The following is a 24,226-nucleotide window of genomic DNA, read 5'->3' on the forward strand; positions in this document are numbered from 1 at the left end:
CGAACGGCCTTTTGGTGCCTTGAGGAACGAAAGTTAAAATTATTCAGCTTATATAAATAATGAACAGATACGTCGGCGCTTAATAGCAAATTATGATGAAATGCGTATAAATATGATAAAATGATCTTTGGACTATGCACATAGAATTAGGAGTGGTACGATGATAACTATGAAAGATATCGTTAGGGAAGGCCATCCTTCATTAACAACAATTGCTGATGAAGTAACTATTCCTTTAACGAAAGAAGATAAGCAATTACTTGGTGATATGCTTCAATTTATTCAAAATAGCCAGGATGAAGAAATTGCTCAAAAATATGGTCTTCGTGCTGGTGTTGGGTTGGCTGCTCCTCAGCTAGGATTGAATAAACGTTTAATAGCTGTTCACTTTGAGGATGGCAGAGGGAAAAAATACAGTTATGGACTTGCTAATCCAAAAATAATTAGCCATTCTGTAGAAAAAGCATATCTTCCGTCTGGAGAAGGATGTTTATCCGTCGATCGAAGTATAGAAGGATACGTTCCGAGATATGCTAGAGTTACCGTAAAAGCCATCAATACAGATGGAGAAGTCGTTAAATTAAGATTAAAAGATTATGCTGCTATTGTGTTTCAACACGAAATTGATCATTTAAACGGAATCATGTTTTATGATCATATTAATCAACAAAACCCATTCTTTATACCAGACAACGCAAAACCGGTAGAGTAGTTAGAGCTTGGGCGAACATTTTATTCATGGTTTACCACATACCGTCGCTTTGGTAATGCCCTTTCCACCGCAGGTACTTAGTGAGTTTCTTCATGCATGAAGAAACTCACTAAGTCTTTTCCAAGCATGGTTACGCATGTCTTTGTAACTAACTTATAGATAGCTGCTTTCGTAGCAAACACCTGGCATTTTTGGAAACATAGTAAGGTTAAATTAAACCAAGATGCTTCAACCCATTTGCAAGCCCATCCTTATCAACGTCCTCCGTTATATAGTCTGCTACCGCTTTTAAATCAGAAACTGCATTCCCCATCGCTACCCCTGTGCCAATTTCCTGTAACATTTGCATATCATTTAACCCATCTCCGAAGGCAAATGTATCTTCAAACGCTAAACCGCTAGCTTCAATTAGTTTTTCCACTCCAATCGCTTTTGACCCGCCTAACGGAATAACATCGCAGGAGAACTCATGCCAGCGAATAAAGTCTAACGTAGGAAGCTGTTTAGCTAACTGTTTTTCTTCTTCTTGTTTACAAAACAATAAGGCTTGATAAATCGATGTAGACTGATAAAAGTTAGGATCCACTTCTGGATAACTGAAATCCATACTACTTAAACTTTCTTCTATGAATAAATGGTTAGGTTCCGAAGCTTTCATTTGCTCGGAGCTAGAAAAAACAATCGGATAATTATTTTTCATAATTTCATGGTTTAAACGCAAAAGATCATCTTTTTTTATCGGGTTTCGATAAACTTCTTTCCCTTCAAACACAACATACTGTCCATTAAAACTAACAAAAGAATGAATGTTTAACTCCTCACGTATAGACTTAAACATAAAAGGTGCTCTTCCAGTTGCTATCGCTACGTAAATATCGTTATCCTGCAATTGTTTAATGGCTTGCTTTGTACTATATGGAATTTCATTTTTTTGGGTTAAAATCGTACCGTCAATATCTAAGAAAACCATTTTTTTATGCATGTTTATCCCCTTTTCTGGTGTATAAATTTAATCGTGTTGTAAAAAATAAGCGTAGTAATCATCGGATCTTATTTCAACAAACTGTGCTCCTACATTCACTAAACGAAGCACAGCTTCCAACTTTTATGCACTCTTTTCTATCACAGCCATGAGAAATATTTTTAAGAAATAGCGTGTTTTTATTTCAAATTTCCTCAACTCATACTATACTATAGATAAGAGGGATTGGATCGGTAGATGTTTTTCTTGTTTTTTAAAACAAAGAAAGGAGATGACACGTCATGCTGAAACGTCTAAGAAAAAAGCTCAAAAAACGCTGGAAGGACTTTTTAGGCCAAGGACGTGTGCCAACTACTTGTAAAAAGACTACCAATGATTAATTTGCCCAATCACATACTAAAGGTACCATAAAGTAAATGAAAAAGACAAAGCTACACTATTTGGAAAAAGACGATACCTTTATCTTCATTCTTGTGTCGGGTAAGATATAGCATTAACTCCGTGTTCAAAACTGTAATATTAATAAACCAACAATGAAATTAGTCAAGGAGAGATGAGATGATTTATAAAGTTTTATATCAAGAACTGGCTGACGAGATTCCAGTTCGAGAACGTACAAAAAGCGCTTATGTGGAGGGAAACTCTGTAAGAGAAGTTAGAGCAAAAATCAACGAACGCAAGTATAATATTGAATATATCCATGAATTGGATGAAGCACATTTAGCATATGAAAAACAATCCGAAGATTTTCACGTGGAGAAAATCTAAACAATGAAATTCGTGAAAAATGATCAAGCTGCCGTTTTTGCTCTAGGTGGCTTAGGAGAGATCGGAAAAAATACGTATGGCATTCAATTTCAGGATGAAATTGTGCTAATCGATGCTGGAATTAAATTTCCGGAAGATGAGTTGTTAGGTATTGATTATGTTATCCCTGACTATACGTATTTAGTACAAAACCAAGATAAAATTAAAGGATTATTTATTACCCACGGACACGAAGACCATATTGGGGGAATCCCATATCTTCTCCGTGAAATTAATGTGCCAATATATGCTGGTAAACTTGCGTTAGGATTAATTAAAAATAAATTAGAAGAACACGGTTTATTAAGAAATGCTAAATTACACACGATTCAAGAAGACGATATTATAAAATTCCGAAAAACATCGGTAAGCTTTTTCCGAACAACTCATAGTATTCCAGATTCCTATGGTATCGTAGTGAAAACTCCGCCAGGAAATATTGTTCATACTGGAGATTTTAAATTTGATTTTACTCCAGTTGGTGAACCAGCTAATTTATCGAAAATGGCTGAAATTGGAAATGAGGGTGTGCTTTGCCTTTTATCAGATAGTACGAACAGTGAAGTTCCCGGATTTACGATGTCCGAAAAAGTGGTTGGGGAAAATATAAAAGATATTTTTAGCAGAGTTGACGGACGTGTTATATTCGCAACTTTTGCGTCAAATATTTATCGATTACAACAAGTAGTGGAAGCATCTGTTAAAAACCACCGTAAAATAGCTGTATTCGGAAGAAGTATGGAATCTGCTATTAACTTAGGACAAGAATTAGGTTATATTCAAGCGCCGAAAAATACGTTTATTGATGCTAATCAAATAAACCGTCTTCCAGCACAAGAAGTGACCATTCTTTGTACCGGATCTCAAGGTGAACCGATGGCCGCTCTCTCAAGGATTGCCAATGGTACTCACCGGCAAATACAAATTATCCCTGGCGATACAGTGGTGTTTTCTTCATCTCCAATCCCTGGAAACACCATTAGTGTCAGCCGAACAATTAATAAATTATATCGTGCAGGTGCCGATGTCATCCACGGAAAATTAACCAATATTCACACATCAGGGCATGGTAGTCAAGAAGAGCAAAAACTCATGCTACGCCTAATTAAACCAAAATACTTTATGCCTATACATGGTGAATACAGAATGTTAAAAGAGCACATTAAATTGGCCGTTGCTTGTGGTTCAGACGCTGATAGTTGCTTTGTCATGGACAACGGAGATGTTTTAGCACTTGGAAAAGATACAGCAACAATAGCTGGAAAAATTCCTTCAGGTTCCATTTATGTAGATGGAAACGGAATAGGCGACATAGGTAATATTGTCCTAAGAGATCGTCGAATACTTTCAGAAGAAGGACTCGTTATTGTAGTTGTAAGCATTAATATGAAAGAGTTTAAAGTTTCTGCAGGCCCTGACATCATTTCCCGTGGCTTTGTCTATATGAGGGAATCGGAAGACTTAATTAATGAAGCACAGAAATTGGTCGCGACGCATTTAACCAAAGTGATGGAACGCAAAACGTCACAATGGTCCGAGATTAAAAACGAGATCACAGATACTATCGCTCCATTTCTGTATGAAAAAACAAAGCGTCGCCCTATGGTACTACCTATTATTATGGAAGTTTAACATAAAAAACAGCCAGAGTATACGTACACTGGCTGTTTTTTATTCTACTATAAAATGGGATAAAATGAATCTACAATTGGATCCCCGCTTTGTTAGTAGCCTAAAAGTATAACAAAGGCTTCGCTTCATCATAAAAACTCGGTTATTGCCAAATCTTTATGGCGATGGAAAGTCGTCGTTTTGCTTATCTGTAAAGCCTAGAAATTTATTGCTTTCCTATAATACGAAAAAGGAGATTTAAATTTTGTATCCTACTTAGACTGTTTATTCTTCAATCACTAAATGCTTTTCAAAACGCGATATATCTTTATCTGCACCAATAACGATTAAAATGTCCCCTTCCGAAAAACGATGATCCGCACTAGGCGATACGTTAATATCTTTCCCATGTTTAATGGCTACTACGTTACATCCATAATTAGCACGAATATCTAATTCGACAAGCGTCTTGCCTAGCATTTTTTCACCAACTTTTACCTCAACAATGCTATGGTCATCGGATAGTTCTAAGTAATCCAATATGTTATTTGATATAATACTATGTGCAATTCTTTTTCCCATATCTCTTTCTGGATGTACCACCTGATCTGCGCCAATTTTATTAAGAATTTTCGCATGGTAATCATTTTGAGCTTTTACTGTAATTTTCTTAATACCTAAATCCGTTAAAATAACCGTTGTTAAAATACTTGCTTGAATATCATCTCCGATTGCAACAATAACATGGTCAATATTCTTTATTCCTAGTTCTTTTAAAGAAGCTTCATCTGTTGAGTCAACAATAACAGCATGAGAAGCTATATTTTTAAACTCATTAATTCTATCTTCATTGTTATCAATAGCAAGCACTTCCATCCCTTCCATGCTTAACTCTTTACAAATACTTCCACCAAATCTTCCTAATCCAATTACTGCGAATTCTCGTTTCATCCTTTGTTCCTCCATGTTTCGTCTTTGTTCATAGCTTATCACAGTTCTATTCGTTCTACCATATTTCAAGATGAAAACTTTATTAAAAAAAGATGTACAAAATACTCTTTTATTACAATAGAAAACCACGATTTATAGCATTAGAAAGACTTGGCTATCGCCAAGTCTTTACATTCAACCATCATGTACCATAAACTTTAAAAACAATGAACGCAAAAATGAACGTATCCACCTACATTTCCTATACGTCCACCTACAATCACGAGGAATGAAAGAACCCCATACTGATTGAAGATTTACTTTATATTGCATCTAACATTTGAAATTGTGCTTTTACTAAATGATAGTACTCTCCACCTTGTTTCATTAAATTGTCATGATTTCCACTTTCTAAGATGTGCCCATTCTCAAGCACAAATATATTATCAGCCTTACGAATGGTAGATAAGCGGTGCGCAATCATAATAGCGGTACGTCCTTTCAATAATTTAGCTAAAGCAGCTTGAATCTTAACTTCTGTTTCTGTATCAATACTTGCAGTAGCTTCATCAAGTATTAAAATTTTTGGATTAGCTAATAATGCTCTTGCAAAAGATAACAATTGCCTTTCCCCTGCAGATAAAATATTGCCACGCTCTTCGACTTCCGTTTCATAACTATTCGCCATACGCTTTATAAATTCATCAGCGCCAACGACTTCTGCTGCACGAATGACTTCTTCATCAGACGCATCTGGCCGCCCAAAACGAATATTTTCCATAATAGTACCTGAAAAAATAAATGTATCCTGTAAAACAACGCTTATACTTTGTCGCAAGCTATCTAATTGGACTTCACGTAAATCATAGTTATCAATTGTAACCTTCCCTTTTGTTGGATCGTAAAATCTACTTATTAAATTAGCAATTGTTGTTTTACCACTTCCAGTATGGCCAACTAAAGCAACTGTTTGCCCCGCATGAATAGTCAAAGATATATCGTTCAAGGCAATGCGATCTTTATCGTAATAAAAATGCACTTTATCAAAGACAATTTCTCCTTTCATGTCCTTGAAAACATGAGCATCGCTCTTTTCTTGAACATTTGGTCGTTCATCTAAAAATTCAAAAATACGCTCAGATGCTGCCATTGCCATGAGCATTTGATTATACATCTGCCCTAAACGGGATATTGGTTCCCAAAACATACCAACAAAAAAAGCGAACGAAACAAACGTTCCAATAGCAATGCCACCATTATTTTCACCAAGTAAAATTAAATATGCCCCATAAGATATTAAAATGACTGTACCGATAGCATTGCTCATTTCAACAAACGGGCGAAACATAGCACTCTTCTTCGTAGCTTCCTTCCAACTATTAAAATTATCTTTATTTACTCCATGGAAGTACTCACTATTTTCTTGTTCTTGAGAAAATGACTGCGTAATTCGTATTCCTTGTAAACCTTCATTCAAATGAGAATTCATGCGTGATTGTTGAATTCTTACTTGTTGCCAAGAACGACGAATCGTTCGTCGTAACTTGGTTGTTAGGTAGAACATTAGCGGAAGTATAACCATGATCGCTAACGCAAGCTTAGGGCTAAGCACAAACAAAATAACAATGATCCCTACTAATGTTACAATGTCCATAAGTAAGTTGATAATTCCGTTTGTAAATAATTCCTGAAGTGAATTAATATCATTCATAATTCGAACTAAAATAGAACCTGCTGAACGGGAATCAAAAAAACGATGGGATAACCGTTGGACGTGCGAAAACAAATGTTGTCTAATATCATAGATAACATTTTGCCCTAAAATATTTACCCATTTTATCCGAAATACATTTCCCGCATAGCTTAATAAGTATAAAATGCCAATAACCACTACTAAATAAGTTAACAGCGTTACATTTTGTTCACTTATAGCTACATCAATAGCGACTTTTCCGATTAAAATTGGTACAATTAATCGCACAGCTGTCGATATAAACATAGCTATGATTGCAGCCGGTAAATAAGTTTTTGCATAAGGTTTCAAATAGGCCAGTAGACGCCACATTTGCTTCCAATTAAACGGCTTTTCAATTGCTTGTTCTTGCGTATAATGAAAGCGCTGTAAGTGCCTGCTTGGGGACTCTTTGGACTTATCCTTCGCCATTCACATTTCCTCCTTCTAAGCGTGCTGACGCTTCATTACTTCTTCTCTATCTTGGTATTGAATATCATAAATTCGTTGATACGGTCCCTGATTCTTAATTAAGAAGTCATGATTACCACGCTCTACTACTTTTCCCCCTTCTAAAACTAATATTTCATCTGCATGTTTTAACGAAGCAATTCGATGAGCTATAATAAATGAAGTTCTCCCTTTCATTACTTCTTGTAAAGCTTTTTGAATCCTAAATTCTGTTTCCATATCTACTGCAGATGTAGCATCATCCAAAATAAGAATTTTAGGATTAATACAGATCGCTCTCGCAATGGCAATACGTTGTTTTTGTCCTCCAGACAGCCCCATCCCACGTTCACCTAACATCGTGTCATACCCTTGTGGCATTTTCATAATAAAATCGTGCGCTTGCGCTCGTTTAGCAGCATCTATAATCTGCTCATCCTCTACACCTGGGCTACCATAGGCAATATTTTCACGAATTGTCGTGGAAAACAAAAATGGTTCTTGCAGGACAAAGCCAATTTCTTTGCGCAAAGATTTAAGATAATAATCTGAAACTGACTTTTGATCAATAAGTACATCTCCAGAAATTGGTTCGTAAAAACGCGTAATGAGTTGTGTAATACTCGTTTTACCAGATCCTGTAGAGCCAATTAATCCAATAACTTTCCCGGGTGGAGCATCAAAACTAATTTTTTTCAAAGCGGCGTCGTCATCATCTGCATATGTTAACGTAACATTTCGAAATGTTACATGCCCGTGTATAGGTTCTCTAATAGGGTGTTCAGATTCTGTAATATCCTCTTCCGCTTCTAAGATTTCTAATAATCTTTCTGCAGAAGCTTTTGCTTGTGAAAACTGATTGACAACAAAACCAAGGTTCATAAGCGGTCCCATAATATACCAAACTAAGCTAAAAAAAGCGATTAATGCGCCAAGGGATAATTGCCCATCAATAACAAGAAAACCACCGTATGCCAACAATGCAGCTGCACAGAAATTTCCGATAAATTCCATTAAAGGGAAGTACTTTGACCAAATAAACGAAGTGTGTAAATAATTTTGCCTGTACGAATCATTACGATCCGCAAAACGCCCAATCTCAAACCCCTCACGCGAGAGTGACTTCACCGTATGCATACCGCTAATATTTTCTTGAACACGCGTATTTAAATTACCATAAGATTTTCGAATTAAGCGAAAAGCTGAATGCACACGTTTATCGAATTGATATACAACAATAGCCAGAAAAGGCATTGCGGCCATCGTAACTAAAGCAAGCGGAACAGAGTAATAGAACATAACTCCTAAGCTAATCGTTATAAGTAGCACTATTCTCAATAGTTCTGAAAATCCAAAAGATAGAAAAAAACGAAATCCTTCTACATCAGCTGTTAAGCGAGACATAATATCTCCTGTTTTAGCGTTATCATAATACGTAAATGATAATCGCTGTAGTTTTTGATATAATCCATCACGTAATTTATATACAGCTGTAATACCAAATAAATCCCCTAAATATTGATGATAAAAAGTAGCAAATCCTTTAACAGTCATTAGCAACAAGAAAATAGCGGAAATGTACGGAATTAATTCATAGCGATCCATTAAAACAACGCGATCAATCGTTTGCTGTAATATAATCGGATAAACAACTGTGATTACCGTTACAAAAAACAAGAAGAATACAGAGAGTAAAAAATGTTTTCTGTAAGGCCAATAATATTGCTTTAATTTTTTAAACGTGTCCACACATGTGCCTCCCTCAAGTTTTTAATTACGTAACATATAATATAACGGGTTTCGAAATAAATTTCTACTATTTTGCTGAATTTTTATAAAAATTTCTATCTTATAATTTTAAAGGCACCATCAATTGTAACGTATTAGAAAAAATTGGCTTGTCGCCAAGTCTTACTGCAAAAGCATTTGTTTTTCTTAGACGATACACCCAAAAAATGTGTATACTTTCCGATATTGTTAGAAAAACTTAACCACGCAGTTTTCTAAAATTCACTTTATTATGAGCTATAATATAAAAAAGGCCTCCTTTTATATGTAAAAAGGAGGCGCTCATCGTATTAAACTAGATCATACGCAAAATATTTTTCTCAAGCATACTTACATTTGTTTTACCACGCTGGATATGACGTAATTTTCCAAATTCATCAAATACATAGTAGGCTGGAACATATGTTACTTGAAATGCATCCGAAATCCTTTCATTATGATCCACAGCTATAGGGGCTTTCAACTCCTGTTCTTCCACCACTTTATTAATTTCAAACAAGTTGTTATCTGTATCAGATAATGGCGTATGAACTGAAATAAATTGTACTTTACTTTTATATTCATTACAAAGCTTTATAAAATGCGGCATCGCTTGTTTACATAGAACACAACTAATAGACCAAAAATGAAAACAAGTAGGTTTATCACCTATTAATAAAGGTTCACTATTCAACCATTCACAAGTGGTATCAAAATCGGGAATTTGTTGACCTAAACGCATAAAAGCTTCCTCCTATACCCTGAAAACAATTCTTTTATACTTTTATATGTGATATAACATAAAAAGGTTCTCAGGATATAGAAGGTGGATTAAACAACTTTTTGATTCACTACATTACACACCTCTTCTGTATTCATACCTTGTGCGTTAATAACAGCGCCTGCTATTTCCGCCTGCATAACTCCCATTACATCTTTGTCTTGACCAGAAATTACACAACAATCACAGTAAGCTGCATCCTCTGCTCCACGTAAATCCACTACATGATGTCCCATTTCTGTGAGTGCGTCTTTTACATCGCTAAGCGTCGTTTCAACACCAATTCTCGCCATTCCATTACCTCCTCAAAGTAGCCTTAAAAAAGTTTTAGAATAAGGACTCCAGATTGAATGTATATACGGTAAAAGTTACATTTCACTGTAAAGATCTATCTCTAACACTCTCTCTAGTCCTTTTCAACTAAACATACCTTATATTTTGCTACTTATAGGAAGCATATGCATATTTTATTGAGAAAGTTTGGAAAAAGTTAAATGAACAGCCTCCACGCCAACGTTTAAAGCAGCTTCATCTGGATTTAATTGTGCATGATGCAAACCATAGGCAGAGTCTACCCCAAGCCAAAACATAAAACCTGGTATTTCTTTGAGCATATATCCAAAATCTTCACCAGTCATAGCGGCTTCTGCTTCTTGATAATGCACATTACTACCAGCTAATGCCTGACGGAATTCCTTTACTTGTTCAGCTTGATTATAAACTTGATAATAGTTCGCTCCATAATCCACTTCAATCTTACAATCGTAAGCAATCTCAAACCCTTTCATCAGTTTCTCTAATTGATTTTTAACTATATTTATACTATCAGGGTGTTGTGTGCGAATAGTCCCTTCTAAACGGGCAGTCTCAGCAATCGCATTTTGGACAAATCCGCTTTCCATTTTACCGATTGTAACAACAGATGCTTCAAGTGGATTTACATTTCTAGAAACAATTTGTTGCATCTGAACCACAAAACTACTGGCAGCCACTGTCATATCTTTCGTTAAATGAGGATAAGCAGCATGCCCGCCTTTCCCAGCAAAATCAATAAACAATTCACTTGTATTTGCAAACAGTAAACCAGGTTTACTAGCAACTGTTCCTACTGGCAATTCAGGAGCAATATGCAATGCAAATACGATGTCTGGACGCCATGGCTGAAATGCTTCCGATTGAAGTAATGGTAATGCTCCGCCAGGCCCTTCCTCTGCTGGCTGAAAGATGAATAAGCAATGATCGTTCATTGGTTTTAAGATAATCTTCTCTAATACCCCCAAAGCAATGGTCATGTGAAAATCGTGACCACACGCATGCATTTTTCCGTCATGCTCCGATGAAAAAGAGAGCCCTGTCTGCTCAGTTATTGGTAAGCCATCCATATCTGCTCGGTAACCAATTGTTTTTGTTGGGGCCTTACCTTCCACAAATACGAGAATACCCGTCTCCCATAACTTGATAGATACTTTATCCGTTTCTAGCGTTTTTATAATTTCCAACAAGTATTGCTGGGTCTTCTTTTCTTGAAAACCAAGCTCAGGTATTTGGTGTAATTTACGACGAATTTGTTGTAAATCTAACATGCCGTCATTCCCTTACTTAGTCATTTAGTTTACGAAGTTCTTGTTTAATTTCCGTTTTTGACTTCGTATTCTCATCAATTTCTTTTAATACCCGCGCAGGCGTTCCAGCTACAAGCGTATTTGGCGCTACATCTTTTGTTACAATTGAACCTGCAGCAACGATTGCGCCTTTGCCAATAGTAACACCTTCTAAAACAACAACGTTTGCACCAATAACTACATTATCTTCAACAATCACTGGTTTTGCTGATGGTGGCTCAATCACCCCTGCTAGCACTGTTCCAGCACCAATATGACAATGCTTACCTACTGTAGCTCGTCCACCAAGCACAACATTCATATCGATCATTGTACCTTCACCAATAACGGAGCCAATATTAATCATTGCTCCCATCATAATCACGCAACCGTCACCAATATCAACTTGGTCTCGAATGACTGCACCTGGTTCAATACGAGCATTAATTCCTTTTAAATCCAGTAATGGAATAGCTGAATTACGACGATCGTTTTCAATGACATAATCGTGAATCATATCTTTAGATTCTTCAAGTAACTTTTGAATGTCATCCCATTCACCAAACAAGACGCCACTCTTTGATTCTATAAAAGCTTGGATTGAGTTATCCGCAGATAAACGATCTAAACCTTTTCCTTTTATATATACCTTTACAGGTGTGCTTTTCTTACTATTCGAAATAAAATTAATAATCTCGTTTCCATCCATCATTTTCATTACATGTTTCCCTCCTAGTTATGTACTACTTTATAATTTAGCAGATCGCTTTTTTTGTCGCAATCAATACCTACTCCTTTTTACTATTCGACTAAAGTGGGAGAACTTAACGTTGGTTAGCTTTTTCTCTTTACCACTTCGAAAATTAAAAAGGAGAAGGGTGAGAAAATACTACCTAGCAAAATATAGCAAAAGCCGAACAATCAAATGATAAAGGTTCGGCTAATTTACGCTACAAAAAATATAAAGTTTTCATATCTTCCGCTATAAAGACTCGGAACAAGCTAACTAACTTTTTCTAAAACTACTAACAACAGCGGTCATAAAATACCTCCCGCTTGTTAAAATAAACTTTATTGTTCATTTTTAAGCGATTGTCTTTGTTAAACCTCAAACCTTTTTTATTTTGCAGCATACATATCTTTTTTAAGCTGCTTTAATATTGCTCTCCGTGTTAAAATTCCATCAAAATATCCATCCTTATCAGCAATACAAACAAATGGATGATTAATGACAGCGTTTAAACCTTTCATCAAAGAATCTTCTTTTGTTAAACAAGGGATATCTTCATTCAATACATCTTTTACCACTATCGTTGACAGACGTTCGAATTCAAATCGTTCCAAACCTAGTATTTGATCTAAAATCGTCGTTTTACCAATAATGCCAACTAACTTATATGATGGATCCAAAACAGGAACAGCTGAATACCCTGACTTTACTAATACGAGCAAAGCATGTTCTAGTGGATTGTTTACTTGAACATGTGCGACTTTTTCGGAAGGAATCATTATTTCGCCTAACGTAATGTCTGTTAAATATTGATTTTGCAACATGCTCATCACATCACCCCTTTTTTCATTCTTCATACAGAAGGTTTGCTTGTTAGAAAAAATCGACTTATTGCTAAGTATGAATCGCTAAAGCAATAGCTTTTTTATACGATATTTTTAAACTTTTATCCCCTTCTATAGCGTGAAATAAATATACGACGGAGAACAGACTATATTTATTTTACCATAGGAAAGCAAGAAGCAAAATAAATTGCATATAAAATATGCATGAATTACAATATGTGCATATGAACATATTGTAATGGAAAGGAGCTTTTTAATGGACTATCAGCCAATTGATGAGCAATTACTTGACGTTGTATCGCAAACATTTAAAGCTTTATCTGACCCAACGAGAATAAAAATTCTACACTTGCTGTTTCATAAAGAATGTTCCGTTAATGAAATTGCAGAAAGACTGAAAATGCACCAGTCATCAATCTCCCATCAACTAAAGTATTTAAAACAATTACGTTTGGTTAAAAACAGACGCGAAAAGACAACCTATTATTACTCACCAGACGATTACCATGTGATGAATGTTTTGGAACAAACAATTAAACATACGAAACATATTAGCTAGGAGGTTATTATATGGCACAAGAGCATAATCATAGCCATAGCCATCATCATGGAACGAGCAACAAGAAAGCTCTTTTATTGAGCTTTATATTAATAACATTTTTCATGGTTGTTGAAGCAGTCGGAGGGTTTTTAACAAACAGTCTTGCACTTCTTTCAGATGCTGGACATATGCTAAGCGATGCAGCAGCACTTGGCTTAAGCTTATTAGCATTTAAAATTGGCGAACGACAAGCTAATACTTCTAAAACTTATGGGTACAGACGATTTGAAATAATTGCTGCGTTTATAAACGGTGTAACGCTAATCGTTATTTCCATCTATATATTTTATGAGGGATTTCAACGTTTTATGGAGCCGCCAAATGTAAGTGCAAGTATGATGATTATTGCAATCATTGGGCTGATTGTAAACATTATTGCAGCTTGGGTACTGATGAGGGGAGATTCACAGGAAAATCTGAATATACGAAGTGCCTTACTTCATGTTTTTGGTGATTTATTAGGTTCTATCGGCGCTATTATTGCAGGTATTCTTATTTTGCTTTTTAACTGGAATATTGCAGACCCCATTGCCAGTGTTATTGTTGCATTTTTAATCGTTATATCTGGAATTCGAATAACAAAAAATTCCGTTCACATTTTAATGGAAGGTAAACCGTCACATGTTGATGTTACAGAAATTAAGAAACAACTACTGGAACTTCAAGGTGTTGAACACGTCCATGATTTACATGTATGGTCTATCACTTCCGAATTTCCTGCACTAAGCTGCCATCTTGTAGTACAAGATTCTATTGATCGTGACAACCTACTTATGAAGGCAAACGATTTATTAAAGAAAAATTTTTCCATTTCTCATTGTACTTTGCAACTTGAAGGAGAAAATGCAAGAATTCAAGAGGATTGCGAGGACTGTTCTCATTAAACCATGCAGCAGGTTCAAAATCCTGCTGCATGTTCCCTTATCTACTCTGCGCAAATTACTTCTTCATTTTAATTCTTCTTTTTTTCAATTTATAGCGTACAAATATAATTGAAATTGGATTCTATTTTCCTATTTTCATGTTATAATTTTAATCTAATGAAGGTTAGAAAACTTGTCTAATCGCCAAACTCTATAGGCGAAAAAACGCCGTCGTTTTATATATACTATAAATTTTTATACTTTCCTATAGCGCGAGAAAGGTTTGTCACATATGAATAGAAGATCTTTTCTAAAAAAATCCCTCGGTAGTTTATTTACTTTGTTAGGTTTAAGTGGAGGAACGTTTTACTACGCTAAAGATGTCGAACCCATTTTACTCCACGTAAATAAAAATACGGTTGAGTCTAGTAAAATTCCAAAAGCGTTTGACCAATTCAAAATCGTTCAATTTTCAGATACGCATATTGGTTTTCATTACACATTAGAACAATTAAAAGAGCTAGTAACAAAAATCAATGGGTTACAAGCCGATTTAATTGTGTTTACTGGTGACCTAGTAGATGAGCCTCAAAATTTTCATTGGGATAATACCATTATTGATATATTGAAAGAGTTGCAAGCAACTAAAGGAAAGTTTTGGATTTACGGAAACCATGATCATGGTGGGTATGGAACCGAAGTTGTTTATAATGTAATGGAAAAAGCAGGGTTTCAACTATTGCAAAATAATAGTGTTTCCATTAAATTAAAGGATGCTGCATTTAATTTAGCTGGCATTGATGATTTGATGTTAGGTAAACCAAATATTAACCAAACTCTAGCGCAAGTGAATACGAACCTCTTTACCGTTTTACTGGCCCATGAACCGGACTTCGCAGATAAAGCCAAAAACCATCCAATAGACATGCAGCTATCAGGACACAGTCACGGTGGGCAAATTCGCTTTCCATTCATAGGTCATCTTTACAGCCCAGCATATGCAGAAAATTATGTACAAGGAAAATACACCTTGAATGAAGGCCGGTTTCAGTTGTTTGTCAGCAGCGGTATAGGTACAACTCGACTCCCCTTTCGATTTCTATGTAAACCAGAAATTAATATGTACACATTGAAATCAAAGGTTTAGATGAAGAGAAATCCACCAATGAAACTGTTATATACACTCTTTTACACTAATTTCCTTGCATCTATTTACTTGTTACGATAGGATATAGACAACTTAATTTCCTAAGGAGGAGCACATAGGATGAATGAATCAGAGCAACTTGACGATCTAGCAAAAGCAATTTATACAGTTAACCGACACGCGAAAACAGCTCCTGATCCAAAACACTTATATTATATAAAAAAAGCAACGATAAACGAGTTACTTAAAAAAAAGTTAGCCAAAAAGGTCGGTTTGCACTTCTCTAAACACCCTAAATATAGTAATCAGCATTCCACTCTACTCGTTCAAGTTGCTAATTACTATTTTCATATACCTCCAACGAAAGATGATTTCAAAGAATTACAGCATTTAGGAGAATTGGATGAAAGTTACCGTAACCCTCAAACAAAAATGTCTTTATCACAAGCAAAAAAAATAATTTACAGTTACTTGAATTGGAAATCTTCTCAAAAAACAAAAAAGGTTAGCAAACGAAGCTCAGCCTATTACACTCCATCATCTTTAGGTAAAATGAACTGGGCAAAAAAAACACATCATCATTGATGGATATACTTTATATACGATAGCTTCATGCGCTAATTTCACAAAATATATAACCCTCCACGAAGATGCTTACAATTATTGCATGTTTTAACTTCTTCTCAACAAGGTATACCATATACAAGAGCAATTGTAAGTTTGTTGTGAACTACTCACCACTTAGCTTCGCTTGAAGTTGGAGCTTCTCATTTCCACGACGAAAGCAACCTTTCGTCTCCATGAGCGTTACTTCGGGAAGTTCCTGCCCTAGATGTCCGACGAATCGGAGTTTCTTTCGTACCTTGGATATTTTACGCATGGAAGGAATAGCTTGATTTTCGCATTATTAGTTTCTCCATGCAACCTCATATATCCAGTTTTTAAAGAACACTTCATGCTCTTATGGTAACATGCGTTCGGTCAATTAGCACGTCTAAAGACGTACTTGACCGAAAGCCAATTCATCTCCACCTTACCGCTGGGATTTCACCCTTCACACGCTTGAAGATGGAGACTTCTTGGCTAAAAACGTTAAAAGGAGAGGATAATTATATGACAGAATATAGTGATTTCATGTATGAACTTCATAAGTATGCTACGCAAACCCATGCTTTAAAAGACAAATTTGAAAAACTATCAGCAGAAGAAAAACAAGTTGTTATCCATGCAGCTCCAGAAGAAATTACCAATCCAGAGCGGATCCACCATCCTGTATTTCAATGGCTTGAAAATCTTCAAAATAAAAACAGCAGATAGACGGGCGTACGGCGTCTGCCCTATAGCAAAGTATAAAAATCATGGTTTTCATATGCAATGATCGCTTTTGCTATAAAGGTTTGATTGGTCAATAAACAAGCTGAGTTTAAGAGAAACTGGCTATGTAAAACAACAAATGATTATTTACAACGATGACAGCTTAAAAAGCTAAACGTCTTACGAATGAACGTTAGAAAAACTTGGCTTGTCACCAAGTCTTATGGCGAAAGCCTTCTTTTTTTTATACTTTAATTTGTCAAATTAAACGAGACAACATGCTTACTTATAGTGGAATCATGAACAATTATTTTAACCAACCTCTGATCATAGCTTTAAGAATTAATATTAAACCAAAAGTAGCTAATGATTGCATAATCAGCGGAAACGACTGAAAAAAGCTATTATTAATTCCACCATTTAGCAAGCTGATTGCAAAATAGGTAGAGAGAACGAATAAACTAACAATAATATAAGAAAGAAGTAACAAGGCTTTACGATGAATTATCCAACGAATAAATGACCGTGAAATAAAATAAATAAGGCTGAACAAACTAACTAGAAAAATGATATACCAATACTTCCTATCCAGTCTTGATGGGTCTACTATTTCTAAAATGGAATCCATGTAATTCAGCCTTTCCTTTGCATATTTTATCCCGCTATTATCTTTGCCAACTTTATTGACTAGCATACATCGGAGTAACCCGGTTTTATAGCATCCTACTATTTTTTTATAAAGGCGAGAACATGAGAGATGGTGGCTTGCGCTCTTGAGCGAGCCATGATGGCTTCTTATCGTGTTAATAAGCTATTGGACTATGTTACATCTAAAACGGGGGTAGCGTTGAAGTAAGAAAGCATATATATTCATTATACTTGGGGCTGCATTATGGGGTACGATTGGATGGTATGTGAAACAACTCTATGATTATGGATTCTCCCCTATAGAGATAGTTATTTTACGAGCGTGGACAGCAGCAATAATGCTGGTTGTTGACTTACTTCTGTTTGCTAAAGAGCAATTAGAATTGCGAACTGTAAAAAATTCCCAATATGGTCTTGAATTTTTACCAACTGCTTTTGCGTATATTATTTATACGTGTGGGTTAAAAGATATTGAAGCCTCCAAGGCATCTATTTTAACCACGGTTGAACCAGTAGTTGCTAGATAATCGGTATTTTTATTTTCAAAGAGACTTTTACCCTCCAATAAATCATTGGCATGGTTATTATTTTAGGGACCATTTTATTAATACAACATCAACCAAAAAAGAAAACAACCTCTGTAAAAAAACTGGTTGACAAGCTAGTATTTCTTTTCCAAAAGACTGTTTTTTCTATTTTTAAAAAACAAAACAGAAAAAACAGTCTGAATATTAAAACCGGAAAGTTTAATTTTCTAGTTCATTATTTATAAACTTACTTTTTTATCTCGCTTTTTTTTTACTAGTTCGATCTGTTTGCTTTCTAACTTCTTTTCAATCCGCGATATACTATGCTCATCTTCAAGCAATTCTTGCTTATTTCTCTTTACTAATTGCTCAAAATTTAACGTTTTAGGTCTCATATGATACACTCCTTTTATACTTGTACTATAAGTATACCCTATTTTTATATACACTAGATCACAAATTTTTAAATATTTTTTAACAATTAAACCAATTTTACTGTGGAGGTTATTTTATGCAGCACTTATTGAATAAACATGTACAAGAAATAGAAATATCAGGCATTCGTAAATTCTTTAATATGGTTTCAACGGAAGACGATATTATATCTTTAACTATAGGTCAACCAGATTTTCAAACTCCTGAACATATTAAACAAGCATCTATTCAAGCGTTAATGTCCAACCAAACATCTTATACACATAACGCTGGTATACTCCCATTACGTAAAGCTATTTCTCATTTCTACGAATCAAACTATGAACTGTCTTATTCGCCTGAAAATGAGGTCATCGTCACTGTAGGAGCTTCACAAGCTATCGATATCACCTTTCGTACCATTTTAAATCCTGGTGATGAAGTATTGCTACCTGCACCCATATATCCTGGCTATGAGCCTTTAATCCGTTTGGCTGGTGCTATTCCTATCTATATGGATACAACGAAAACAAATTTAAAATTGACAAAAGAAATTTTAAAGCAACATATTACGTCCAAAACCAAATGTGTTATTCTTCCGTACCCATCCAATCCAACTGGCATGTCTTATAACAAAAAGGAATTAGCGGGATTTGCAAATGTATTAAAAGACCAACAGTTGTTTGTGTTGGCTGACGAAATCTATAGTCAGCTTTCTTATGACTATCCACATACTTCCATTGCGAGCTTTTCCGGTATGAAGGAGAAAACGATTGTCATTAATGGGGTATCCAAATCGCATTCCATGACAGGTTTTCGAATTGGGTACACACTTGCCCCAGACTGGATTTCTAAACAGTTGATAAAAGTGCATCAATACAATGTGTCTTGTGCGACTTCTATCAGCCAATATGGAGCATTAGAAGCATTAACTGAAGGATTAGAGGATACAAAAATAATGAAAGCAGCTTACCATGAACGAAGAGACTACGTATACGATAGATTACACAAAATGGGGTTACATTGCCCAAATCCAAATGGCGCTTTTTACATGTTTCCTTATTTTCCATTCACAAATAGCAGCTCATTCACGTTTGGAATAGACTTGGTTAAACAAGGACGAGTTGCTTTAGTTCCTGGTGACAGCTTCTCGAAATTAGGAGAAGGATATATGCGACTTTCTTACGCCTATGATAAGCATACACTAAATGTAGGACTCGATCGTTTAGAAGCATATTTACAACAACACCCATTAGACTAATATTTCATATGCCTTGATTGGATTTGTCTTTCTATATCATATTTGTTTAGTAACTCGTCTAATTCTTGGCTTAATTCAATAGCTTCTAAATTAGTAAAGCCTTTCTCTAGAGCAACTTCTGCCATTCGGTACCGTAAATATTCTATACGTTTTAATAATTCATCTGTCGTGTTCATTGTAGATAAAGAGTTACCTCCTTTTTTTGTAGTATATTCATAGCAAACCCGCTCTGAAGTTGCAGTGGACCTTTGTTGGATTATTGCATAGTTAAGTGCTAAAGCCCTTAACAAATTGAAAATTTATGGAACCAATTAACATCAGTCTGCCTTTTTAGCGAGTGTTACAGCACATTATATCAAGATCAAAATCTGCCACATAGTGCAAATAGCCTAGCTAATAGTCGCAAATTGGTAATATTGATTAGATAATTACCTTATGATCACTTTTATATAATACAGACTTATTTTAAATGTAGCATAGGTTGACAGAATATGACAAGCTTTTGGCTATTCTAAAGCTTCGCCTGTTGCGATTCGAGTTTTACATCCCTAAAAAAGAAAAGCGCATATACATATTGAAACAGCAGTTATTTTTACAACTTATAACAGGACTAAAGACCTTTTCTTGTTCAAAAACGCCAAACAATTATTTTAGTCCTTACTTGTTTTTCCAATTTCAAATGAATTAAAACATGGATAAATTAGTTAAATTGCTATTACGAAGAGTTTCTACCGGTAAATGAATACGAATTTAAGTTTTTACACTCGCTTAGTTACTATCTCTGTGCTAATATATTAGTGAAATGTTTTTTTGGGAAAGGATGTCTTCGGTGACAAAATCAAACAAGAAAAATGAATGGATAGAATGGGCAAAAGCCATTATTATTGCGATTTTAATTGCTTTCTTTATAAAAACATTTATTTTTGCAACATCTATTGTTGATGGAGAAAGCATGGATCCCACTCTCCAAAACGGAGAAAGAGTAATTTTTAATAAACTTATATATATTCTTGATGAGCCAGAACGCGGAGACATTGTTATTATTGAAAAACCTTATAAAAATTATGTGAAACGTGTTATTGGACTGCCTGGGGAAACAATTGAAATAAACGATGGTAGTCTCTATATAAACGGGGAAAGATATGACCAAACTTTTCTAAGTGAAGAGGTGCAACGTCAATCTGGTAATTATGGGCCGGAAAAAATTCCTGAAGGCAGTTATTTCGTAATGGGTGATAATCGTGCCATCAGCAAGGATAGTCGTAATGGATTAGGTTACATCGAAGAAGATGAAATTATTGGACGGTCAGAGTTTGTAATTTTTCCATTTGATCAATGGACACTAACAAGATAGAGTTGGAAATTAATTTCCAACTCTATCTTGTTTAATTCAGAAACGAAACACAGACACGATTTTCCTAAAATAATAATACCCCATACACTTCAAAGCTATGTTTCAGTTTCTTCCAATTAGTACGTCCATTGTGAATTCACCATGAATTTACTTTTCACTGTCAAATACACAATAACCAAGATTCAGTATTAAAATGGCGAAACAAATAACCGCAAATGCAATTTCCATATTTCCCATATAACAGTTGCACCCCCTAAATCATGTACTATATTTAAGTACGAATGTTCAAAAGTTCACTGCCAACGTTTACATTTTAGTTAAACTTAAGAACAATCCCCCATTATTTAACTCCAGTATATCATACCAATTTTAAATAACGTTGAAAAGCTAAAATATGATAAAATATAGTTACATGGTTGTTATGATAAACAAAGCAAATTTTTCGTCAGTGGAATGTTTCCTTCCGCCCTCAATGCTTGTCTAGAGCCTTAAACTTATAGCTAGTCTTTATAGCGAAAAAACGCTGTCGTTTTGCTTATACGTAGACTTAAACTTTCATATCTAGTAACCCCCTTATACGTATTGGCATGAAGATGCTGTTAACTCCAATTTACACTTGTCAGACTTAGCTTTTCCAATTCGTGAAGTGTAATCTTACAGCACCGTATATCCATGACAAATCCTAGATTAGCAGGTGATTGCATGCTTCATTGTCCTTATTGTAGCACTCTAACAAAAGAAAATGAGACGTATTGTATGAAATGTGGAAGAATGCTTCCTGAAGATAGATATCATCGACTTAGTAGTAAACCAAACTTTTTTACACGGTGGAAATCGCCAATACTATCTACGGTTATTTTATTATTTTTTGTTATTTCTTTATATATCACTTTGGAAATGCGTACAGCGAAAGCTAAAGATTATTACACAAAAGGCGAAGAAAAGGTTCTGGCTCAGGATTTTAAAACAGCACAGTCTTTATTTCAAGACGCCCTTGATATGAAGGATAATTTCCAACAAGCCGAAATTTCTTTAGCGTTTATGAATCAAGCCTTGTCCATGGAACAAACATTACAAAAAACGGAACAATTGCTTAAAGAGAAAAAATATACACAAGCCTTAGAAATTTTAAATGAATCAGAGAAAGGTTTGCAAGATTATAATGGTGAAGCTGTAAACCAAATGGTTGAACGGGTTACAAAACAAAGGAACAAGATTAATATAGAGAAATTAGAACATGCACTAAAACAAAAACCAGAAATAGATCAATTAAAAGTATTGCTTTGGGACGCTGTGTCTATTGAAACAGAGGAAGCTGAACAGTTAACTGCTACTATACGTGAGCAAATTGTTAATTATGTGTTTGCTAAAGCAAGTGAGCAATTAAAGAACAACCAATTTAGTGATGGCAATCTTATCGTCAAAGACGGATTAAAATATGCACCAGATTCAGAAAAGTTGTTAAGCTTACAAACAACGATTGATAAAGAAAAAGTAGCCTTTGAAACTGCACAGCAAAGTAGAATAGAACAAGCAATGAGTACAGCAAATAAGGAACAGCAAATGAATGAATCTGATGCTATTAAACTAAAACAAATGGAAACAACCAAGGATGATCAAGGAAACCTTGTCGTAAAAGGACAAGTACAAAGCGTTGCAACTATTCCTATTAACTCCATTAGAGTGCAATATAGCATTACTACGAATGAGGGGGAAACATTATTGACAAACGAAGTATACGTATACCCAGAAGAATTATACCCCGAAGAAACAGGTCACTTTGAATTTACCCATTATGATGTAAATATGAATCAAGCGTTAACAGCTGAAGTGGAGACGATAGCTTGGTATACGAAATAAATTGCTTTTTCAATTGAGGTGCTGCACATGATAAAAAATAAATATATCCCGGTTATTTTATCAAGTATGATACTTCTCATCGGCTTTATTCTACTTATTACTATGTATCAACAATGGAAACAGGAGCGTGTAGAAATTAGCAACCCTGTGCTTAACCAAATAACTACAAGTAATGAGAAGCTTAATTTAAAGTCCATCATTCATGAAGCAGAAAAAAATGTGATTCAAATTGAAAGTCAAACAGAAGACAGTAGTTTGACAGGTTCGGGATTTCTTTATAATAAACAAGGCGATATTATAACGAATGCACATGTTATTAAAGATGCAAATGTAATTTATGTAAGAACAGCAGATGCGCAAATCTATCCAGCCGCTGTTGTCGGGGTAGGAAAAGAGACAGATATTGCTGTCATTCGCGTCCCTCAGCTTGCTGGAGCGTTTATGAATGTAGAAAAAAATAAATCCCCGGAAACGGGAGATGAAGTCATTGCCTTAGGTAGTCCGCATGGCTTTCAAAATACAGTTACTCTAGGAATTATATCCGGACAAGAACGGGATTTTTCTGTAGACGGCTTTCATTATGAAAACGCCTATCAAATCTCTGCTCAAATTGCAGAAGGAAATAGCGGTGGCCCCTTAATTGACCGTAAGACTGGAAATGTTATTGGTATTAATTCTGTAGGGACAAAAGATGGATCGATTGGTTTTAGCATTCCAATAAAAGATGCCATTAAACAAATTGAGGCATGGTCAAACGAAGCAAAGACGGAAGCATTGAACTTTGCCAGCACTTCTAACCTTATAAATAAGAAAGACCCTAAGAAATTAAAAGAGGACGCAGAGTATTTAATTACCTACTTCCTTGATAGTATTGAACTGCGAGATTACGTAAATGCTTATGCATTATTAGCAAATGATATGCTTTCTAAGACTTCATATAAAGATTTTAGGAATGATTATGTCGATTTTATTAACGTAACTTTTGATGAGCCCAAAAGCAACATCACCGAAGATAATCAAGTGCAATCTACATTGAGTGTAACCATTGACAAGCGAGTAGAAGATAAAGATAAATCCGAAAAAGGGTTGTACGAGTATACATTTACTACAAAATACGAGAATGATCAACTAAAAATTTCTAGCATTAAAGTTAACAAACCAAAAAATAAAAGTTGATGTAGTGTTCAAAATTCAGATACGAGCTGGACAAGTCTACCTGGAAGACCAAAAGCACTTAAACACCTCTTTTTCATAAGAGGTCTTTAGGCCATACCTTGAGGCTCCTAAAC

The 24,226-nt window shown here is 35.2% G+C and carries 26 protein-coding genes; 13 read left to right on the forward strand and 13 right to left on the reverse strand.

Annotated elements, in window-relative coordinates; translation table 11 throughout:
• Window positions 1-160 precede the first annotated feature (160 nt).
• Window positions 161-712 (forward strand): peptide deformylase, encoded by a 552-nt coding sequence (def, locus tag BUB45_RS03685; protein ID WP_073005376.1) that lies wholly within the window; start codon window positions 161-163, stop codon window positions 710-712.
• A 208-nt stretch (window positions 713-920) separates the two neighbouring features.
• On the opposite strand, the gene BUB45_RS03690 is transcribed toward def, so the two are convergent.
• Window positions 921-1,694 (reverse strand): Cof-type HAD-IIB family hydrolase, encoded by a 774-nt coding sequence (locus BUB45_RS03690; RefSeq protein WP_170861699.1) that lies wholly within the window; start codon window positions 1,692-1,694, stop codon window positions 921-923.
• Between the two features lie 558 nt (window positions 1,695-2,252).
• On the opposite strand from BUB45_RS03690, the gene BUB45_RS03695 reads away from it, so the two are divergent.
• Entirely contained in the window at window positions 2,253-2,462 is a 210-nt protein-coding gene (locus BUB45_RS03695) for a DNA-dependent RNA polymerase subunit epsilon (RefSeq protein ID WP_073005381.1), read from the forward strand.
• A gap of 3 nt (window positions 2,463-2,465) precedes the next feature.
• On the forward strand, window positions 2,466-4,133 hold the full coding sequence (rnjA, locus tag BUB45_RS03700; protein ID WP_073005383.1) for a ribonuclease J1: 1,668 nt from the start codon (window positions 2,466-2,468) through the stop codon (window positions 4,131-4,133).
• Between the two features lie 264 nt (window positions 4,134-4,397).
• Here the strand turns inward: rnjA and BUB45_RS03705 are convergent, their stop codons facing one another.
• From BUB45_RS03705 to cbpB, 8 genes are all read right to left on the reverse strand, one after another.
• Window positions 4,398-5,063 (reverse strand): potassium channel family protein, encoded by a 666-nt coding sequence (locus BUB45_RS03705; RefSeq protein ID WP_073005395.1) that lies wholly within the window; start codon window positions 5,061-5,063, stop codon window positions 4,398-4,400.
• 301 nt (window positions 5,064-5,364) lie between these two features.
• On the reverse strand, window positions 5,365-7,206 hold the full coding sequence (locus BUB45_RS03710; protein WP_073005400.1) for an ABC transporter ATP-binding protein: 1,842 nt from the start codon (window positions 7,204-7,206) through the stop codon (window positions 5,365-5,367).
• Window positions 7,207-7,221: 15 nt separating this feature from the next.
• On the reverse strand, window positions 7,222-8,973 hold the full coding sequence (locus BUB45_RS03715; RefSeq protein WP_073005404.1) for an ABC transporter ATP-binding protein: 1,752 nt from the start codon (window positions 8,971-8,973) through the stop codon (window positions 7,222-7,224).
• Window positions 8,974-9,307: 334 nt separating this feature from the next.
• Window positions 9,308-9,733 carry a TlpA family protein disulfide reductase gene (locus BUB45_RS03720; protein ID WP_073005406.1) on the reverse strand — a complete coding sequence of 142 codons (426 nt, stop codon included), beginning with the start codon at window positions 9,731-9,733 and terminating at the stop codon, window positions 9,308-9,310.
• Window positions 9,734-9,822: 89 nt separating this feature from the next.
• Window positions 9,823-10,065, reverse strand: coding sequence for a YkuS family protein (locus BUB45_RS03725; RefSeq protein WP_073005408.1), 243 nt, complete (start codon window positions 10,063-10,065; stop codon window positions 9,823-9,825).
• Between the two features lie 174 nt (window positions 10,066-10,239).
• A complete protein-coding gene (locus BUB45_RS03730; protein WP_073005410.1) occupies window positions 10,240-11,355 on the reverse strand; it encodes an N-acetyldiaminopimelate deacetylase in 1,116 nt (371 codons plus the stop codon).
• A gap of 16 nt (window positions 11,356-11,371) precedes the next feature.
• Entirely contained in the window at window positions 11,372-12,091 is a 720-nt protein-coding gene (dapD, locus tag BUB45_RS03735; protein ID WP_073005411.1) for a 2,3,4,5-tetrahydropyridine-2,6-dicarboxylate N-acetyltransferase, read from the reverse strand.
• Between the two features lie 401 nt (window positions 12,092-12,492).
• Window positions 12,493-12,933, reverse strand: coding sequence for a cyclic-di-AMP-binding protein CbpB (gene cbpB, locus BUB45_RS03740; protein ID WP_073005413.1), 441 nt, complete (start codon window positions 12,931-12,933; stop codon window positions 12,493-12,495).
• Window positions 12,934-13,204: 271 nt separating this feature from the next.
• On the opposite strand from cbpB, the gene BUB45_RS03745 reads away from it, so the two are divergent.
• The 4 genes from BUB45_RS03745 to BUB45_RS03760 all read left to right on the forward strand — a co-directional run bounded on the left by BUB45_RS03745 (window position 13,205) and on the right by BUB45_RS03760 (window position 16,144).
• Window positions 13,205-13,507 (forward strand): ArsR/SmtB family transcription factor, encoded by a 303-nt coding sequence (locus BUB45_RS03745; RefSeq protein WP_073005415.1) that lies wholly within the window; start codon window positions 13,205-13,207, stop codon window positions 13,505-13,507.
• Between the two features lie 11 nt (window positions 13,508-13,518).
• Window positions 13,519-14,433: a cation diffusion facilitator family transporter gene (locus BUB45_RS03750; RefSeq protein ID WP_073005417.1), complete on the forward strand. Its 915-nt coding sequence runs from the start codon at window positions 13,519-13,521 to the stop codon at window positions 14,431-14,433.
• 271 nt (window positions 14,434-14,704) lie between these two features.
• Window positions 14,705-15,559: a metallophosphoesterase gene (locus tag BUB45_RS03755; protein WP_073005418.1), complete on the forward strand. Its 855-nt coding sequence runs from the start codon at window positions 14,705-14,707 to the stop codon at window positions 15,557-15,559.
• 120 nt (window positions 15,560-15,679) lie between these two features.
• A complete protein-coding gene (locus BUB45_RS03760) occupies window positions 15,680-16,144 on the forward strand; it encodes a YkyB family protein (RefSeq protein WP_073005420.1) in 465 nt (154 codons plus the stop codon).
• Between the two features lie 145 nt (window positions 16,145-16,289).
• Here BUB45_RS03760 and BUB45_RS20090 read toward each other — a convergent pair whose 3' ends face one another.
• Window positions 16,290-16,439, reverse strand: coding sequence for a hypothetical protein (locus BUB45_RS20090; protein ID WP_212590741.1), 150 nt, complete (start codon window positions 16,437-16,439; stop codon window positions 16,290-16,292).
• Window positions 16,440-16,627: 188 nt separating this feature from the next.
• On the opposite strand from BUB45_RS20090, the gene BUB45_RS03765 reads away from it, so the two are divergent.
• Window positions 16,628-16,876 (forward strand): hypothetical protein, encoded by a 249-nt coding sequence (locus BUB45_RS03765; RefSeq protein WP_244527647.1) that lies wholly within the window; start codon window positions 16,628-16,630, stop codon window positions 16,874-16,876.
• Between the two features lie 304 nt (window positions 16,877-17,180).
• On the opposite strand, the gene BUB45_RS03770 is transcribed toward BUB45_RS03765, so the two are convergent.
• Window positions 17,181-17,567 (reverse strand): hypothetical protein, encoded by a 387-nt coding sequence (locus BUB45_RS03770; protein ID WP_073005434.1) that lies wholly within the window; start codon window positions 17,565-17,567, stop codon window positions 17,181-17,183.
• A gap of 220 nt (window positions 17,568-17,787) precedes the next feature.
• Between BUB45_RS03770 and BUB45_RS03775 the strand changes: the two genes are divergently transcribed.
• Window positions 17,788-18,048, forward strand: coding sequence for an EamA family transporter (locus tag BUB45_RS03775; RefSeq protein WP_073005436.1), 261 nt, complete (start codon window positions 17,788-17,790; stop codon window positions 18,046-18,048).
• 239 nt (window positions 18,049-18,287) lie between these two features.
• Here the strand turns inward: BUB45_RS03775 and BUB45_RS03785 are convergent, their stop codons facing one another.
• Complete coding sequence (locus tag BUB45_RS03785) at window positions 18,288-18,443, reverse strand: FbpB family small basic protein (protein WP_073005440.1); 156 nt, start codon at window positions 18,441-18,443, stop codon at window positions 18,288-18,290.
• 116 nt (window positions 18,444-18,559) lie between these two features.
• Here BUB45_RS03785 and BUB45_RS03790 point away from each other — a divergent pair, with 116 nt between their 5' ends.
• Window positions 18,560-19,723: an aminotransferase A gene (locus tag BUB45_RS03790; RefSeq protein WP_073005442.1), complete on the forward strand. Its 1,164-nt coding sequence runs from the start codon at window positions 18,560-18,562 to the stop codon at window positions 19,721-19,723.
• Here the strand turns inward: BUB45_RS03790 and BUB45_RS03795 are convergent.
• Window positions 19,720-19,899 carry an aspartyl-phosphate phosphatase Spo0E family protein gene (locus BUB45_RS03795; protein ID WP_073005444.1) on the reverse strand — a complete coding sequence of 60 codons (180 nt, stop codon included), beginning with the start codon at window positions 19,897-19,899 and terminating at the stop codon, window positions 19,720-19,722. The genes BUB45_RS03790 and BUB45_RS03795 overlap by 4 nt on opposite strands.
• 644 nt (window positions 19,900-20,543) lie before the next feature.
• Here BUB45_RS03795 and lepB point away from each other — a divergent pair.
• The 3 genes from lepB to BUB45_RS03810 all read left to right on the forward strand — a co-directional run bounded on the left by lepB (window position 20,544) and on the right by BUB45_RS03810 (window position 24,113).
• Window positions 20,544-21,077, forward strand: a complete 534-nt coding sequence (gene lepB / locus BUB45_RS03800; protein ID WP_073005446.1) for a signal peptidase I — start codon at window positions 20,544-20,546, stop codon at window positions 21,075-21,077.
• A 672-nt stretch (window positions 21,078-21,749) separates the two neighbouring features.
• A complete protein-coding gene (locus BUB45_RS03805; protein ID WP_244527648.1) occupies window positions 21,750-22,937 on the forward strand; it encodes a zinc ribbon domain-containing protein in 1,188 nt (395 codons plus the stop codon).
• A 27-nt stretch (window positions 22,938-22,964) separates the two neighbouring features.
• Window positions 22,965-24,113, forward strand: a complete 1,149-nt coding sequence (locus BUB45_RS03810) for a S1C family serine protease (RefSeq protein WP_073005448.1) — start codon at window positions 22,965-22,967, stop codon at window positions 24,111-24,113.
• The last annotated feature ends 113 nt before the right edge of the window (window positions 24,114-24,226 follow it).

The sequence above is a fragment of the Virgibacillus chiguensis genome (assembly GCF_900129865.1).
GTDB lineage: Bacteria > Bacillota > Bacilli > Bacillales > Amphibacillaceae > Virgibacillus > Virgibacillus chiguensis.

Coding starts and splice junctions, on each gene's coding strand:
- def (WP_073005376.1), top strand. CDS start 161: ATGATAACTATGAAAGATATCGTTAGGGAAGGCCATCCTTCATTAACA.
- BUB45_RS03690 (WP_170861699.1), bottom strand. CDS start 1,694: ATGCATAAAAAAATGGTTTTCTTAGATATTGACGGTACGATTTTAACC.
- BUB45_RS03695 (WP_073005381.1), top strand. CDS start 2,253: ATGATTTATAAAGTTTTATATCAAGAACTGGCTGACGAGATTCCAGTT.
- rnjA (WP_073005383.1), top strand. CDS start 2,466: ATGAAATTCGTGAAAAATGATCAAGCTGCCGTTTTTGCTCTAGGTGGC.
- BUB45_RS03705 (WP_073005395.1), bottom strand. CDS start 5,063: ATGAAACGAGAATTCGCAGTAATTGGATTAGGAAGATTTGGTGGAAGT.
- BUB45_RS03710 (WP_073005400.1), bottom strand. CDS start 7,206: ATGGCGAAGGATAAGTCCAAAGAGTCCCCAAGCAGGCACTTACAGCGC.
- BUB45_RS03720 (WP_073005406.1), bottom strand. CDS start 9,733: ATGCGTTTAGGTCAACAAATTCCCGATTTTGATACCACTTGTGAATGG.
- BUB45_RS03725 (WP_073005408.1), bottom strand. CDS start 10,065: ATGGCGAGAATTGGTGTTGAAACGACGCTTAGCGATGTAAAAGACGCA.
- BUB45_RS03730 (WP_073005410.1), bottom strand. CDS start 11,355: ATGTTAGATTTACAACAAATTCGTCGTAAATTACACCAAATACCTGAG.
- dapD (WP_073005411.1), bottom strand. CDS start 12,091: ATGAAAATGATGGATGGAAACGAGATTATTAATTTTATTTCGAATAGT.
- cbpB (WP_073005413.1), bottom strand. CDS start 12,933: ATGAGCATGTTGCAAAATCAATATTTAACAGACATTACGTTAGGCGAA.
- BUB45_RS03745 (WP_073005415.1), top strand. CDS start 13,205: ATGGACTATCAGCCAATTGATGAGCAATTACTTGACGTTGTATCGCAA.
- BUB45_RS03750 (WP_073005417.1), top strand. CDS start 13,519: ATGGCACAAGAGCATAATCATAGCCATAGCCATCATCATGGAACGAGC.
- BUB45_RS03755 (WP_073005418.1), top strand. CDS start 14,705: ATGAATAGAAGATCTTTTCTAAAAAAATCCCTCGGTAGTTTATTTACT.
- BUB45_RS03760 (WP_073005420.1), top strand. CDS start 15,680: ATGAATGAATCAGAGCAACTTGACGATCTAGCAAAAGCAATTTATACA.
- BUB45_RS20090 (WP_212590741.1), bottom strand. CDS start 16,439: ATGCGTAAAATATCCAAGGTACGAAAGAAACTCCGATTCGTCGGACAT.
- BUB45_RS03765 (WP_244527647.1), top strand. CDS start 16,628: ATGGAGACTTCTTGGCTAAAAACGTTAAAAGGAGAGGATAATTATATG.
- BUB45_RS03770 (WP_073005434.1), bottom strand. CDS start 17,567: ATGCTAGTCAATAAAGTTGGCAAAGATAATAGCGGGATAAAATATGCA.
- BUB45_RS03785 (WP_073005440.1), bottom strand. CDS start 18,443: ATGAGACCTAAAACGTTAAATTTTGAGCAATTAGTAAAGAGAAATAAG.
- BUB45_RS03790 (WP_073005442.1), top strand. CDS start 18,560: ATGCAGCACTTATTGAATAAACATGTACAAGAAATAGAAATATCAGGC.
- BUB45_RS03795 (WP_073005444.1), bottom strand. CDS start 19,899: ATGAACACGACAGATGAATTATTAAAACGTATAGAATATTTACGGTAC.
- lepB (WP_073005446.1), top strand. CDS start 20,544: ATGTCTTCGGTGACAAAATCAAACAAGAAAAATGAATGGATAGAATGG.
- BUB45_RS03805 (WP_244527648.1), top strand. CDS start 21,750: ATGACAAATCCTAGATTAGCAGGTGATTGCATGCTTCATTGTCCTTAT.
- BUB45_RS03810 (WP_073005448.1), top strand. CDS start 22,965: ATGATAAAAAATAAATATATCCCGGTTATTTTATCAAGTATGATACTT.